Source organism: Piscinibacter defluvii, assembly GCF_004011805.1.
GTDB lineage: Bacteria > Pseudomonadota > Gammaproteobacteria > Burkholderiales > Burkholderiaceae_C > Piscinibacter > Piscinibacter defluvii.
The window spans coordinates 91295-105137 of sequence record NZ_ML137196.1 but is presented as its reverse complement, the minus strand read 5'-3'; the positions used below and the strand labels follow the sequence as shown (position 1 = coordinate 105137).

Below are 13843 nucleotides of genomic sequence, written 5' to 3'. Positions count from 1 at the left end.
AGTCAGAGCAGCGAGGCGACGAGGCGTGACTGTGCCACTTCCGCGTGCACGAACTTCTCGTGGTGCAGTTCGACGCGCGCCAGGTCGTACAGGTAGTTGACCATCAGGCCGAAGGACTGGCGCACGCCCTTGCCGGAGAGATCGGCGAGGGCGTTCAGGCGCTCGAGCCGGGCGCCGTTGTCGAGGTGGAAACGCGCCACCGGGTCGCCGTCGGGCTGGGCCGCGTGCAGGCCGAGGTAGAACGCGCCCAGGCGCAGCAGCGCCTGCTGCGCCGGCTCGGGCAGGGCGCGCAGCGCGGCGGCGTTGGCCAGCTTGTCGAGTTCGCCGCCGCAGGCGGCCAGCAACTCGGCGCGGGCCTGCTGCAGCCGCTCGGCACGCGGCTTCGCCAGGCCCTCGATCACCGCGCCGGCGCGCAGCCAGCGCGCGAAGCCGGGGATGGGCGAGAGCGTGCAGAAGGTCCGCAGCTGCGGCAGCTCGCGCTTGAGCTCCGCGGCCACGCGCTTGATCAGGAAGTTGCCCAGCGACACGCCCTTGAGGCCGGGCTGGCAGTTGCTGATCGAGTAGAACGCCGCCACCTTGAACTGGCTGGCCGGCAACGGCTCGCTCGCCTTGTCGATCAGCGGCGCGATCGCCGCCGGCATCTCCGGCAGCAGCGCCACCTCGACGAAGATAAGCGGCTCGTCGGGCAGCTGCGGGTGGAAGAAGGCGAAGCAGCGGCGGTCGGGCTGCAGTCGGCGGCGCAGGTCGGCCCAGCCGTCGATCTCGTGCACCGCCTCGTGGTGGATGATCTGCTCGAGCAGCTGCGCGGGCGAGTTCCAGTCGACCCGGCGCAGCTGCAGGAAGCCGGGGTTGAACCAGCTTGACAGCAGGTGCAGGAAGTCGGCCTCGACGGCCTTCAGCTCGGGCGCCTTCGAGACGCGCTGCAGCAGCGAGCGGCGCATCGCCACGATGCTGGAGGTGCCGCCGGGCGAGCGGTTGATCCGGCGCAACAGTTCCTGGCGCGGCGGCTCGGCCTCGCGCGTCAGGCGCTCGAGGTTGGCCGCGCTGGGCTCCTTCGCGTAGGCCTGCGCGCTCGCCAGCACGGCCTGCGGGTCGGGGCTGAAGTCGCGCGACAGGCGCTCGAAGAAGCTGCCCTGCTGGTCGTCCGGCAGCGCCTTGAAGCGCGCCACCACCTCGCGCGCGATCGCCACGCTGTTGGCCTCGCCACGCTCGGAGAGCAGGCGGCGGCAGTCGATCATCAGGGTGCGCAGGTGGCGCGCGCCGTTCACCTTGCGCGCGGCGCTGCGCAGTTCATCCAGCATGCGGTGCTCCTTGCGATCGTTCGGCCGCGCGCAGCGCCTTCAGCGCGGCGAGCTGGGCCATCAGGTGGTCGTGCATCACGCGCTCGGCGCGTGCGGCGTCGCGCTGCACGATGGCGTCGAGCAGCACGCGGTGTTCGTTGATCGAGGCCTCGATGCGGCCCGGCCAGTTCAGCTGCCGGCCGCGCAGCAGGCGCACGAAGCGGCGCAGGTCGCCGGTGGCGCGGTCGAGCCAGCGGTTGCGCGCCATGGCCTGCACCGTGCTGTGGAACTCGTGGTTGGCCCGGTAGTAGCCGTCGATGTCGTGCGCGGCGGCATGCCGCTCGAGCTGGTCGTGCAGCTGGCGCAGGCGCCGGATGTCGGCCTCGCTCGCCTTGCGCACCGCCTCGTAGGCGCAGCGGCCCTCCAGCAGGGCCATCACCGGCAGCAGCTCGTCGGCGTCCTCCTCGGACATCTCGGCCACCTTGCAGCCCTGGCGCGGCACCGGCGTCACCAGGCCCTCGGCGGCCAGCACCTTGAGCGCCTCGCGCAGCGGCGTGCGGCTGATCTGCCAGTCGCCGGCGAGTGCGAGTTCGTCGATCCACTGGCCAGGCTGGAGCACGCGGTCGAAGATCATCTGGCGCAGCCGGGTGGCCACTTCCTCGTGCAGCGAAGCCCGGCGCAGCGGGGTGGGTTCGACCATGGCTGCAGGCTAGCATTACTAATTCATAATTACAACGACCCGGCCCCGGGCAGGGACTTGTCCGGCGTCGTCGACCCGAGGGGGAAGGGCAGGTCGAGCGAAGCCGGCTTCGCTACAGTGGCGGCCGTCGCCCTTCCGCGCCCGACCCGAGCGTGCTCACCACCGTCCTCGCCCGCCGTGCCCTGGCCGCCCTGCTGCTGTGCAGCGGCAGCGCGCTGGCGGCCGTCGGGCCGGTGGAGTCCGAGGCCGAACGGCTGCACCGCACGCTGCTGCGCAGCGAGGCGCAGGCGCTGGAGAACGGCGAGGGGGTCGAGCGCGATCCCGAGCGCGCGGCCCGGCTGTATTGCCAGGCGGCCCGGCTGGGGGATGCCGAATCCCAGTTCAACCTGGGCTGGATGTACGCCAACGGACGCGGCGTCGAACGCAGCGATTCGACCGCGGCCTACTTCTTCCATGCCGCGGCGGAGCAGGGCCTGGAGCAGGCGGTGCGGATGCTCGACCGCGTGGGCGGCCCCCCGACCTACACACCCGATTGCATGCGCGAGCCGGAACCCGCCCGCGCCGCCACGGCGGTGCCGCGCGCCGCGGCGCCGGTGCCGGCTCCGGCTGCGGCCGCCCCGGCGATCGCCGCGCCGCCGGACATCGCGCGCCTGGTCAAGCGCCTGGCGCCGCAGTACGGCCTCGCGCCGCAGCTGGTGCTGGCGTTCATCCAGGCCGAGTCGAACTTCGACGTGGTCGCGCTCTCGCCCAAGAATGCCAAGGGCCTGATGCAGCTGATTCCCGACACGGCCGCGCGCTTCAACGTGCACAAGCCCTACGACCCGGAACAGAACGTGCGCGGCGGCATGGCCTACCTGCGCTGGCTGCTGTCGTACTACCGCGGCGACGTGATCCTCGTCGCCGCGGCGTACAACGCCGGCGAAGGCACGGTCAACCGCTACCGCGGCGTGCCGCCCTACGCCGAGACACGGGCCTACGTGCGCCGCATCCTGGCCGGCTTCGGCCAGGCGCTGCACCCGTTCGACCGCGCGCTGACCGAACCCGCGCCGCTGCCGCAGCTGCGCTGATCCGGATCAGTTGGTGATCAGCAGCGTGCGCTCGCCGTAGGACGCCTGGGTCGCGCCGTTGTTGAGTCGGGCGCGCACCTGCACACGGTAGCGCCCGAGCGGCAGGTTGGTGCGCAGTTCGGCGATCACCTTGTTGGAGCGCCAGCCGCTCAGGCCGGCGCTGCCGTCGGCCGAGCAGAACGCGCCCAGGTTGCCGCCCATCGGCACCAGGCTGCGCACCACGGCGCCAGCGGCGTTGAGCATCACGATGTCGACGTCGGTCCAGGCCGTGGTGTTGCCCGCTGGCGCATTGACCGCGCATTCGGCGGCGAAATGCACCAGCAGGCGCTGGCCCGGCGCGATGCTGATGAACGGGCTGACCATCCCGGAGACCAGCACCGGGCCCGGCACGTTGATGATCTGGTTGCCGGTCGCGGTGGTGCCGAACAGGGTATGCGCCTGGGCGGCACCGACCGAGACGGCGGCCAGCGCGGCGGCCGCGAAGCTGCGGCGCAGCAGGGAAAGCAACGACATGGCAGGACTCCTCTGGGGTGGATCGCGGGGGGGGGGGGGGTTCAGCGGGTCACCAGCAGCGTGCGCTCGCCGATCGTGCCGCCGGTGGCACCGTTGTTCAGGCGGGCGCGTGCCTGCACGCGGTAGACGCCGGCCGGCAGGCCCGGGCCGCCGATGCCGATCACCGCATTGGACTGCCAGCCGCTCAGGCCCGCGCTGCCGTCGGCCGAGCAGAAGGCACCGAGGGTGCCGACAGTGGGCTGCAGCACTTGCACGACGGCGTTGGCCGCGTTGAGCACGACGAGGTCGATGTCGAGCCAGGCGGTGGTATTGCCGGCCGCGGCGTTGACGGCGCATTCGGCCGCGAAGTGCACATAGAAGCGCTGGCCCGCGGCGTTGGCGAATGCGCCGCTGGTCGCGCCGGGGACCGGCGTGGCGATGGCGCCGAGCGGGACCGGCATGTTGTTGACGCCGGTGGCCACTGCGATGGTGTGGGCTTGGGCCACCCCGGCCAGGCCGAGGGCGGTGACGGCGGCAGCAAGGCGCAGGTTCTTCAGGAAGTTCATGGTGATGTCCTCGAGGGGCGGATGAGGGTTCACGCGGCGTCCTGCCCCGGCGGACGTCGGCGAGGGAACTCCACGCCGCGACGCCACCCCGGTCGGTCCGGATGCGGCATCACGACGGTCGGGAATCAGCGGGCGGCGCGCCGCCCGCGCGTGGTCATGGGCTCGGGTGGGCCTGCGGGTCGTCGGGCGCGACCTGTTCGCTCAGGCGCAACTCCTCGAGGCGGCGCCTCGCCTCGCCCGGAACGGCCGTGCCGGGCTGCAGCGTGGCGGCCTGCAGTGCGCCGCGCAGCCCATCGGGCGAGTCGCCCTGCGCCTCGAGCCAGGCCTCGAATGCCAGCAGGCGCACCCGCTCGCTGGCATCGGTGTCGGCCACGGTCTTCAGCAGGCCCTCGGGCAGCACGACGCCGTCCTCGCGCGCCTGCAACAGCCCCTCGAAGCGATCGGCCTCGGTGCCGCGCTCGATGGCCTGCAGCAGCCGCGCCGTGTCGGGCCGCGGCGCGGGTGCGGCGACCGGGCACTGATCCTCCGCAGGCATGGCCTGGGCCGCCGTCGATGCGGTCGCGGTGTCCGTCGTGCGGGCCGGCCGGGCCACGGTCCGCCCGCTCTGCCGCTCGATCTCCTCGAGCACCCAGTCCAGCGGCTGCTGCTCGACGCGCAGCGTGGCGCGGCCGTCGTCGCTGATGGCGATCAGCGCCGTGTCCTGGTGCAGCGTGGCGGCCGCGGGTGCGGGGTGCGCGGGTGCGGGTGGCGGCGCCTCCGGGCGCGGCGCGCCGCGCAGCATCCAGCCCAGGCCCACGGCGGCGGTGAACAGTGTCGTGCGCAACAGCAGGGTGGGGATCGATCGCATGGTCGTGTCGGTGTGCAAGGGCGTGTAGGCGTATGTTTAGGCGACGGGTGTTCCGGGTCCTTCCCTAGCAGGGCATCCCGCAGGCCCTGCGTGCTAGGGCCCCTGTCGGACGGAGGCGCGCACCGTTGCGGGGCCGCCCCTACCTCGCAGGCTCCTAGGGTTTGTGCCGAATGAGATGGGCGCGCGGATCGTGAACATGGCGGCCTGTTTTCGACCAGGAGATCGCCATGGCCCGAGCCCCGCTGCTGGCCACCGCGCTCGTCGCGGCGCTGGCCGCGCCGGCCAGCCGGGCCGCCTCGGCGCTGCCGGCGCTGAACATCGATCGCGCGGCGATCACGGTCTCGGGGCTGTCCTCCGGCGGCTTCATGGCCAACCAGCTCGGCATCGCGCACTCGGCCACCTTCAGGGGCGTGGGCGTGTTCGCGGCCGGGCCCTACATGTGCGCCGGTCACAGCCACTACACGGCCTGCATGTACAACGCGGGCATTTCGTCCTCGAGGCTCGCGACGATGCAGGCCGACATCGACCGCTGGAGCGGCAGCAGCATCGACGCGAAGTCGAACATCGCGGCGCAGAAGGTGTTCCTGTTCGTCGGCAACGGCGACACCACGGTCGGCCCCAACCCGGTGCTCGCGCTGCAGTCGCAGTACCAGGCCAACGGCGTGCCGGCGGCGAACCTGCAGCTGGTGCGGCGCGACGGCACCGCGCATGTATTCCCGACCGACTTCGCCGGCACCGGCAACAACGCCTGCAACAGCGCGAGCTCGCCCTACATCGCCAACTGCGGCTACGACGGCGCGAAGGCCGCGCTGTCGATGTTCTACGGCACGCTGAACCCGCGCAACGACGCGCCGCCCGCCGCGCGCTACCTCGAGTTCGACCAGTCCGCGTTCACGAGCAACCCCGGCATGGCGGCCACCGGCTGGGTCTACGTGCCGGCCGACTGCGCCGCCGGCACGAGCTGCCGGCTGCACGTGGCGCTGCACGGCTGCCAGCAGAACCAGGCGACCATCGGCGACCGCTTCCTCGTCAACACCGGCTACACGCGCTGGGCCGACACCAACCGCATCGTCGTGCTGTTCCCGCAGACCCGCGTGGACAGCACCAGCCGCAGCACCGCCGCGAGCGGCTCGCTGCCCAACCCGAACGGCTGCTGGGACTGGGTCGGCTGGTACGGCGGCAGCTTCGCGCAACGCAGCGGCACGCAGGTGGCGGCGATCAAGGCGATGGTGGACCGGCTCGCCTCCGGCGGCAGCGGCGGTGGGGGCTCGACGCTGCCCGCGCCCACCGGCGTGGCCGCCTCGGGCGCGACCGCCAGCAGCATGGTGATCGCGTGGGGCGCCGTGACCGGCGCGAGCGGCTACAACGTCTACCGCAACGGCGGCAAGGCCAACTCGGCGCCGGTGGCCGGCACGAGCTTCACCGACACCGGGCTGGCTCCCGGCACCACCTACGCGTGGACCGTCACCGCGGTCGACGCCGGCGGCGCCGAGAGCGCACCCTCGGCCCCGGCCAGCGGCACGACCACCGGCAGCGCGGCGGTGTGCTTCACCGCCTCGAACTACGCGCACACCACCGCGGGCCGCGCCACGCAGCGCCTGGGCCTGGCCTATGCCAACGGCTCCAACCAGGCGATGGGCCTGTGGAACGTGTTCGTCACCACCACGCTGAAGCAGACCGGCGCGAACTACTACGTGATCGGCTCCTGCCCCTGATCCCCTGCCTTCCTTCCCCACGACGACCCCAGAGAGGAGAACGACGATGAGAACACCCTGGATGCTGCTGCCGCTGGCGGCTCTGGCGCTGGGCACGGCGCCGGCCGGCGCGCACGGCGACGACGCCGGCCGCGGCTACGGCCCGCGCAGCCCGTTCAACCGCCTGCCCGCGTTCATCAACGGCCCGGTGACGAGCACCGAGTACGACGGCGTCACCGACGACCTGCTGACCGCCGGCCTCGGCAAGAGCGGCCTGGCCGGTGCCACGCCCCCCGTCTCGGCCGTGCCCACTGCCGCGGAGATCCGCCGTCTGGCGATCTACGTCAACTACCGCGCGATCGTCGACATGACGCCCGGCGGCGGCTACGGCAGCTTCTACGGGCCCAACGTCGATGCGCAGGGCAACGTCACCGGCTCGGAAGGCAAGATCGCCGGGCTCGAGGTGCTTGCCTTCAGCCGCGGCGCGCATGCCGGCGCAACGCCGCAGAACGTGGTGCTGATGGTGCAGGTGCCGGCCAGCTTCGACCCGCGCAAGGCCTGCATCGTGACCGCCACCTCGTCGGGCTCGCGCGGTGTGTACGGCGCGATCAGCGTCGGCGAATGGGGCCTCAAGCGCGGCTGCGCGGTGGCCTACACCGACAAGGGCACCGGCACCGGGCCGCACGACCTGGCGACCGACACCGTGACGCTGATCGACGGCACGCGCACCGGCGCCGCGGCCGCGGGTGAGCTGGCCCAGTTCCGCGCGCCGCTGTCGGCGCAGCAGCTGGCCGAGATCAACGCCGCCAGCCCGAACCGGCTCGCGTTCAAGCACGCGCACTCGCAGCGCAATCCCGAGCGCGACTGGGGCCGCTTCACGCTGCAGGCGGTCGAGTTCGCCTACTACGTGCTCAACGAGCGCTACGGCCGCACGCTCGGCAACGGGCTCAAGCTGCGCACGATCCGGCCGGAGAACACCGTCGTGATCGCCTCCAGCCTGAGCAACGGCGGCGGCTCGGCGATCGCCGCCGCGGAGCTGGACCGCGAGCGCCTGATCGACGGCGTGGCCGTCTCCGAGCCGATGATCCAGCTGCCGCCGGACGCCGGCGTCGTCGTCAAGCGCGGCACCACGGTGCAGCCGGTCGCCGGCCGGCCGCTGTTCGACTACACCTCGCTGGCCAACCTGATGGGCTTGTGCGCCAGCCAGGCCCCGTCGCTGGCCGGCGCGCCGGGCAAGGCGCTGGTGTCCTCGGCGGTGGTGATGGCGATCGCCGCCAACCGCTGCGCGTCGCTCAAGGACAAGGGCCTGGTCGCCGGGGCCACGACGGCCGAGCAGGCCGAGGACGCACTCGGCAAGCTGCAGGCCTACGGCTGGGAGCCCGAGGCGGCGCAACTGCACACCTCGCTGGCCGCGCTCGAGGTGGCGCAGGCGATCAGCATCACCTACGCCAACACCTACTCGCGCGCCAGCGTGGCCGATGCGCTGTGCGGCTTCAGCTTCGCCGGCGTGGACGCCGCGCTCAAGCCGGCCGCCGTGGCGCCGCTCGCGCTGGCCATCATGGCCGGCACCAGCAACGGCGTGCCGCGCTCGGCCCCGGTGGAGGTGATCAACGACCTGTCGGTCGGCGGCCCGGTGCGCGACCTGTTCTCGGTCTCGGCGTCGACCGCGCGCTCGGATGCCGGTCTCGACGGTGCGCTGTGCCTGCGCAACCTGCTGACCGGCAGCGACGCCAAGGCACAGGCGCTGCGCCAGGGCATCTCGGAGGTCTACCGCAGCGGCGACCTGCGCGGCAAGCCGGCCATCATCGTGCACGGGCGCGACGACGCGTTGGTGCCGGTGAACCACTCGTCGCGCCCGTACGTGGCGCTGAACCGCAAGGTCGAGGGCCGCCACAGCAGGCTGCGCTACATCGAGGTGGCCAACGCGCAGCACTTCGACGCCTTCGTCGGCCTGCCGACGGTGCTGCCCGGCTACGACAGCCGCTACGTGCCGGTGCACCTGTACCTGTTCCGTGCGCTCGACGCGATGTACGCCCACCTGACCGAGCGCGCCCCGCTGCCCGGCAGCCAGGTGGTGCGCACCGTGCCGCGCGGCGGCAGCCCCGGCGCGGCACCGGCGCTCACGGCGGCCAACGTGCCGCCGATCGCGCTCGAGCCGGCCCCGGCCGACGCGATCACGGCGCGCGGCGCGACGCTCGTCGTGCCCGACTGAGCGCGACGGCGGCGGTGACCCCGCCGCCGTCCCCGGCTTCGCGGCACGGGCAGCATCGCGTGATGCTGTCCCGTCGCCCCCTGCTCGGCGCCACCCTCGGTGCCACCCTCGGCACCGCCTGCCTGCCCGGCCGCGCGGCCGACGCCCCGAACGATGCGGCCGAGGCCGCCCTGCGCCGCGGCGGCGTGGTGATCGCGTTCCGGCATGCGCTCGCGCCAGGCACCTTCGATCCGCCCGGCTTCAGGCTGGGCGACTGCTCGACGCAGCGCAACCTGAACGAGGACGGCCGCGCCCAGGCGCGCCGCATCGGGGCCTGGTTCGCGGCACGTGGGCTGGTGCCGGCACGGGTGCGCTCCAGCCCCTGGTGCCGCTGCGTCGACACCGCGCAGCTCGCCTTCGGTGCGGCCGAGCCCTGGGCGGCGCTCGGCTCGCCGCGCGGCGCGAGCGAGACCACCAATGCCGAGTCGCTCGAGGCGCTGCGGCGCGCGGTGGCCGCGCGGCGCGAGGGCATCGAGGTCTGGGTGACGCACATGTTCGTGCTGTCGGCGCTGGTGGGCGAGGGCAGCGCGTCGGGCGAAGGGCTGGTGCTGGCCAGCGTGGACGGCGTGGTGGCGCTGCGCGCGCGCCTGGCCATCCCATGAACCCCTGAGGCGACGCGCACGCCGCTCGCCTATGCTCGCGGCTTTTCCGCCGCGCGCGCGGGCCACGAGCCCGCCGTGCGGCGGGTCCCGTGGACAGTTCCAACCCGTCTTCGCCATGAGACCACTGCTGCGTCGCGCACTGGCCGCGTGCCTGTTCCTCCTGCTTGCCGCCCGGGCGCCGGCGGCCGAGCCGCTCGGCGCGCTGGAGGCGCCGCTGTGGCTGCGCTACCCGGCGATCTCGCCCGACGGCCGGCAGGTCGCGTTCAGCTTCCAGGGCGGCCTGTACGTGGTGGGCGTCGAGGGCGGACCGGCGCGCCTGCTGGTTGCCAACGGCCGGCGCAGTCACTCGCCGGTGTGGTCGCCCGACGGCCGCGCGATCGCCTTCGCCTCCGACGTGTACGGCAACGACGACGTGTTCCTGGTCGCCGCCAGCGGCGGCCCGGCGCGGCGCCTGACCACCCACTCCGCGCCCGAGCAGCCGACCGGCTTCACGCCCGACGGGCGCGAGGTGCTGTTCGCCGCGCAGCGCCTGGACGACCGGCGCAACAGGCTGTTCCCGTCGCGCTCGGCCGGCGAGCTGTACAAGGTGTCGGTCGAGGGCGGCCGGCGCCCGCAGCAGCTGCTGAGCACGCCGGCGCTGGCCGCGCGCTTCGACCGCGCCGGCACGCGCCTGCTCTACGAGGACTGGAAGGGCTACGAGAGCCCCTGGCGCAAGCACCATGTCTCGCCGGTGGCGCGCGACGTCTGGCTCTACGACGTGGCCGGCGGCCGGCACCGCAAGCTCACCGAGTTCGGCGGCGAGGACCGCGACCCGGTCTGGTCGCCCGACGAACAGGCCTTCTACTACCTCAGCGAGCGCAGCGGCAGCTTCAACGTCTGGCGCCAGGGGCTCGACGGCGGCGCGCCCCAGCAGCTGACCTTCTTCGAGCGCCATCCGGTGCGCTTCCTCAGCATCTCGGCGCAGGGCGTGCTCGCCTTCGGCTTCGACGGCGAGCTCTACACGCTGCCGGCCGGCGCCGCGCAGCCGCGCAAGCTGGCGGTGCAGATCGCCTCGGACACCCGCGGCCGCGGTGTCGAGCAGCTCAAGCTGGCGCAGGGTGCCACCGAGATCACGGTCAGCCCGGACGGCAAGGAGATCGCCTTCGTCGTGCGCGGCGAGGTGTTCGTCGCCTCCACCGAGTTCGGCGACACGCGCCGCATCACCGACACGCCGACGCAGGAGCGCTCGGTGCAGTTCAGCCCGGACGGCCGCAAGCTGATGTTCGCCGGCGAGCGCGACGGCGCGTGGAACCTGTACGAGGCCGCGATCGTCGGCAAGCGCGACGACGTGCCGCACTTCTTCGCCGCGCCGCAGGTGAGCCTGCGCACCGTGCTGGCCAACGGGCAGGAGAACTTCCAGCCGCGCTGGTCGCCCGACGGCAAGGAGATCGCCTTCCTCGAGAACCGCACCACGCTGAAGGTGCTGGACCTGGCCAGCGGCAAGGCGCGCACCGTGCTGCCCGGCGAGGCCAACTATTCCTACGCCGACGGCGACCAGTGGTTCGACTGGTCGCCCGACGGCCGCTGGCTGCTCTCGCAGATGCTGGACCGGCAGCGCTGGACCCACGAGGTGGCGCTGGTCGACGCGGCCGGGCAGCGTCCGCCGCGCAACCTCACGCTCAGCGGCTATGAAGACCTGCACCCGCAGTGGGCGCGCGGCGGCCGGCAGTTCCTCTGGGTCAGCGACCGCATGGGCCTGCACGGCACCGGCGGCGTGGCGCAGACCGACATCTACGCGATGTTCCTGACGCGCGAGGCCTGGGACCGCTTCCGCCTCGACAAGACCGAGTACGCCCTGCTGAAGGACAAGGAGACGGAGCAGGACAAGGCCAGGGACGACGCGAAGAAGGACTCGGCGAAGGACGCGAAGAAGGACGCCGCGCCCGAGCCCAAGCGCGCCGACCCGGTGGCGCTCGAACTCGACGGCGCGGACGAGCGCGTCGCGCGGCTGACCCCCGGCTCGGGGTCGATCCGCGCCCTGGCGATGACGCCCGACGGCGAGACCCTGCTGTACCTGCAGCAGGGCGCCGAGGACATGGAACTCTGGCTGCACCGCCCGCGCGAGAAGGAACTGCGCCGCCTGTTCGGCCTGCCCTCCGAACGCGTGCCGGTGTGGGAGGCGCCGCCCACCGACCTGCAGCTCGACGCCAAGGGCGAGACCGGCTACCTGCTGGTGGCCGGCAGCCTGCACAAGTTCAAGCTGCCGCAAGGCGATGCCGCGGCCAAGGCCGAGCCGGTCAAGTTCAGCGCCGAGCTGAACCTGGACCGCGCGGCCGAACGGGCCTACCTGTTCGAGCATGTCTGGCGCCAGACGCTGCAGAAGCTCTACGTGGCCGACATGGGCGGGGTCGACTGGGCCTTCTACCGGCGCGCCTACGAGCGCTTCCTGCCCTTCATCGGCAACGACGAGGACTTCGCCGAGTGCCTCTCGGAGATGCTCGGCGAGCTGAACGTGTCGCACACCGGCGCCGGCGTGGCGCGGCACGACCCGGACGAGGACGCCACCGCCGCGCTCGGCGCCTTCTTCGACGAGCGCCATGCCGGCGCCGGGCTGAAGATCGCCGAGACCATCGCCGGCGGCCCGCTGGACACGGCCGGCAGCGCGGCGCGCGCCGGCAGCGTGATCGAGCGCATCGACGGCGCGCCCATCGGACCGGGCCGCGACGTGGACGCGCTGCTCAACCGCAAGGCCGGCAAGCGGGTGGTGCTGAGCCTGGTCGATGGCGCCGGCAAGCGCAGCGAGCAGGTGGTCAAGCCCATCACGCTGAAGCAGCAGGCCGAGCTGCTCTACCGGCGCTGGGTGCGCCAGCAGCGCGAGACGGTGGAGCGCCTGTCCGGCGGCCGGCTCGGCTACGTGCACGTGCGCGAGATGGACGACGACAGCTACCGCGACACCTATGCCGAGGTGCTCGGCCGGCACAGCGCCAGGCAGGGCCTGGTGGTCGACACGCGCTTCAACGGCGGCGGCAACCTGCACGACGACCTGGCCGTGCTGCTCTCGGGCCGGCGCTACCTGGAGTTCGTGGCGCGCGGCCAGGCCATCGGCTGGGAGCCGGTGGGGCGCTGGAGCAAGCCCTCGATCGTGCTGGTCGGCGAGAGCAACTACTCCGACGCGCACCTGTTCCCCTGGACCTACCGCCATCTCGGCCTGGGCAAGCTGGTCGGCATGCCGGTGGCCGGCACCGGCACCGCGGTGTGGTGGGAGACGCTGCAGAACGACGCGCTGTACTTCGGCATCCCGCAGGTCGGCTTCCGCGACGAGAAGGGCGAGTACATGGAGAAGGCGCTGATCGTGCCGGACATCCTCGTGCCCAACGACCCGGCGGAGATCGCCGCCGGGCGCGACGCGCAGCTCGAGGCGGCGGTGCGCGAGCTGCTGAAGTAGTCAGCCCAGCAGCCGCCCGCCCAGCCAGTGCCAGGCCGGCGCGGTGGACAGGCCCAGCGGGATGCCCAGGCCGACCATCAGCGAGACCAGCGGTGGCGCCAGGCGCGCCTGCGCCGCGACGATCGCCGCGCCGATCATCGGCGGCATCGCCGCCTCGATCACGCTGACGCGGCTGGTGGTGCCGGGCGCCGCCTCGGCCCACCACAGCAGCAGGAGCACCAGCGCCGGGCAGGCCAGCAGCTTGTAGCCCAGCCCCAGGCAGAGCAGCCGCGCGTGTTCGCGCAACGCGTCGAAGCGCAGCTGCAGGCCGACCGAGAGCAGCGCCAGCGGCGCCAGCGTGTCGCCGATGCGCAGCAGCACCTGGTCGACGGCCGGCGGCCAGGCCAGCGGTGCGCTGACCAGCGCCAGCACCAGCGCGACGAAGGGCGGAAAGCGCAGCACCTGGAGCAGCACCTCGCGCGCCGAGCGGCCGCCGCCGCCGCTGTACAGCGCCGCGGCCGCGATGCCCAAGGTCGAGAGCGCGAGGTAGGAGCCGAGCTGGTCGATCAGCAGGCCGAGGCCGAGGCCGTCGCGGCCGTGCAGCGCCTCGATCATCGGCAGGCCGACGAACGAGGTGTTGCCGAAGCCGCCGACCAGCGTCAGCGCTCCGATGCTCGCCGCCGGCAGCTTCCACAGCCGGCCGACGGTCCGGAACAGCACCGCACCGAGCAGGAACAGCGCCCAGGGCATCAGCACCGGCAGCAGGTGCGCGGCGTCGAAGCGGAAGGCGTGCAGGTGGTGCAGCGTCAGCGCCGGCAGGCTGAGGTGCAGGATGACCGCGTTGATCGCGGTGTGCGCGCCCTCGGGCATGCGGCCGCTGTGGCGCAGCAGCAGCCCGGCGGCCAGGCAGGCCACGAGCAGCAGCAGGTTGGACATGGGGA

The 13843-nt window shown here is 73.0% G+C and carries 11 protein-coding genes; 5 read left to right on the top strand and 6 right to left on the bottom strand.

The genetic code is table 11. The features are described 5' to 3' along the window. Positions 1-2 precede the first annotated feature (2 nt). Both D9C15_RS00465 and D9C15_RS00460 read right to left on the bottom strand, forming a co-directional pair. On the bottom strand, positions 3-1301 hold the full coding sequence (locus D9C15_RS00465) for a malonyl-CoA decarboxylase (protein ID WP_127995464.1): 1299 nt from the start codon (positions 1299-1301) through the stop codon (positions 3-5). Further along, positions 1291-1980 carry a GntR family transcriptional regulator gene (locus D9C15_RS00460; protein WP_127995463.1) on the bottom strand — a complete coding sequence of 230 codons (690 nt, stop codon included), beginning with the start codon at positions 1978-1980 and terminating at the stop codon, positions 1291-1293. The genes D9C15_RS00465 and D9C15_RS00460 overlap by 11 nt, the downstream gene beginning before the upstream one ends. Positions 1981-2132: 152 nt before the next feature. On the opposite strand from D9C15_RS00460, the gene D9C15_RS00455 reads away from it, so the two are divergent. Further along, positions 2133-3047, top strand: a complete 915-nt coding sequence (locus D9C15_RS00455) for a transglycosylase SLT domain-containing protein (RefSeq protein ID WP_127995462.1) — start codon at positions 2133-2135, stop codon at positions 3045-3047. Positions 3048-3053: 6 nt separating this feature from the next. Here D9C15_RS00455 and D9C15_RS00450 read toward each other — a convergent pair whose 3' ends face one another. The 3 genes from D9C15_RS00450 to D9C15_RS00440 all read right to left on the bottom strand — a co-directional run bounded on the left by D9C15_RS00450 (position 3054) and on the right by D9C15_RS00440 (position 4952). Then, positions 3054-3560, bottom strand: a complete 507-nt coding sequence (locus tag D9C15_RS00450) for a hypothetical protein (protein WP_127995461.1) — start codon at positions 3558-3560, stop codon at positions 3054-3056. A gap of 41 nt (positions 3561-3601) precedes the next feature. Continuing rightward, the gene (locus tag D9C15_RS00445) at positions 3602-4105 is read right to left on the bottom strand and encodes a hypothetical protein (protein ID WP_127995460.1); all 504 of its coding nucleotides are present in this window, start codon (positions 4103-4105) and stop codon (positions 3602-3604) included. Between the two features lie 154 nt (positions 4106-4259). Further along, positions 4260-4952: a hypothetical protein gene (locus D9C15_RS00440; protein WP_127995459.1), complete on the bottom strand. Its 693-nt coding sequence runs from the start codon at positions 4950-4952 to the stop codon at positions 4260-4262. Between the two features lie 227 nt (positions 4953-5179). Between D9C15_RS00440 and D9C15_RS00435 the strand changes: the two genes are divergently transcribed. From D9C15_RS00435 to D9C15_RS00420, 4 genes are all read left to right on the top strand, one after another. Further along, positions 5180-6667: an extracellular catalytic domain type 2 short-chain-length polyhydroxyalkanoate depolymerase gene (locus tag D9C15_RS00435; protein ID WP_127995458.1), complete on the top strand. Its 1488-nt coding sequence runs from the start codon at positions 5180-5182 to the stop codon at positions 6665-6667. Between the two features lie 46 nt (positions 6668-6713). Continuing rightward, a complete protein-coding gene (locus D9C15_RS00430) occupies positions 6714-8858 on the top strand; it encodes a D-(-)-3-hydroxybutyrate oligomer hydrolase (RefSeq protein WP_127995457.1) in 2145 nt (714 codons plus the stop codon). 62 nt (positions 8859-8920) lie between these two features. After that, positions 8921-9499, top strand: a complete 579-nt coding sequence (locus D9C15_RS00425; protein WP_127995456.1) for a histidine phosphatase family protein — start codon at positions 8921-8923, stop codon at positions 9497-9499. Between the two features lie 115 nt (positions 9500-9614). Further along, on the top strand, positions 9615-12923 hold the full coding sequence (locus D9C15_RS00420) for a S41 family peptidase (RefSeq protein WP_127995455.1): 3309 nt from the start codon (positions 9615-9617) through the stop codon (positions 12921-12923). Here the strand turns inward: D9C15_RS00420 and D9C15_RS00415 are convergent, their stop codons facing one another. After that, positions 12924-13838 carry an AEC family transporter gene (locus tag D9C15_RS00415; protein WP_127995454.1) on the bottom strand — a complete coding sequence of 305 codons (915 nt, stop codon included), beginning with the start codon at positions 13836-13838 and terminating at the stop codon, positions 12924-12926. Positions 13839-13843 lie beyond the last annotated feature (5 nt).